The organism is Frankia sp. CcMO1 (assembly GCF_977945845.1).
Genome location: NZ_CDWTMG010000193.1, coordinates 1 through 907, shown reverse-complemented (window position 1 = coordinate 907; position 907 = coordinate 1). Strand labels below are relative to the sequence as shown.

Below are 907 nucleotides of genomic sequence, written 5' to 3'. Positions count from 1 at the left end.
GACCGGGCATCCGGTTCGGCTGGCCCGCCCAGGGGAGACGGACGACCGCGAGTCGCACCCCACCCGGGACACCACCACGACAATCACCCGAACCAACACCCCCGGCACCGCCACCCCCGGCATCACCGGCCCCGGCCACCCCCTGCCCACCCCCCTGCTGGCCACCAACCGCGTCGGCCAACACGTCCGCGTCCCCAAAACCGCCGAACTCGTCGCCGCCCACCTACGCCGCCAGATCGTCCGCGGCGAACTCCAAGAAGGCGACGCCCTACCCCCCGAAGCCGTCCTCATGGAACAGTTCGGCGTCTCCCGCCCCACCCTGCGCGAAGCCTTCCGCGTCCTCGAATCCGAAGCCCTCATCTCCGTCCGCCGCGGCGCCCACGGCGGCGCCCGCGTCCACACCCCCAACGGCGACGTCGCCGCCCGCTACACCGCCCTCGTCCTCGAACACCGCCACACCACCCTCGCCGACATCCACACCGCCCACACCCACCTCGAACCCACCGCCATCCGCCTCCTCGCCACCACCGCCACCGACCACACCCTGACCACCCTCACCGCCCACCTCACCGCCACCGACCACGCCCTGACCACCCCCACCCCCAACCCCACCGACATCCACACCCGCCACCTGCACTTCCACACCCTGCTACTCGACACCACCACCAACCACACCCTCACCATGATCACCAGCATGCTCCGGCGCATCCTCGATGCCACCACCCCCGACACCCCCACCCCCATCCCCGACCTGCCAACCCTGCGCCACCAGCACACCACCCACCACCAGCTCCTCACCCACCTCACCCACCACGACCCCGACGCCGCCGAAACCCTCTGGCGCCACCACCTCACCACCACCCCCCACACCCCCCACCAACCCACCACCCCCCTCGACCTCCTCGGC

General features: G+C 71.7%; 1 protein-coding gene. It reads left to right on the top strand.

The annotated features are described in order from the left end of the window. Window positions 1–121: 121 nt before the first annotated feature. The coding region (locus AC08OU_RS18695; protein ID WP_476605421.1) for a FadR/GntR family transcriptional regulator at window positions 122–907 on the top strand (786 nt) is incomplete at its 3' end.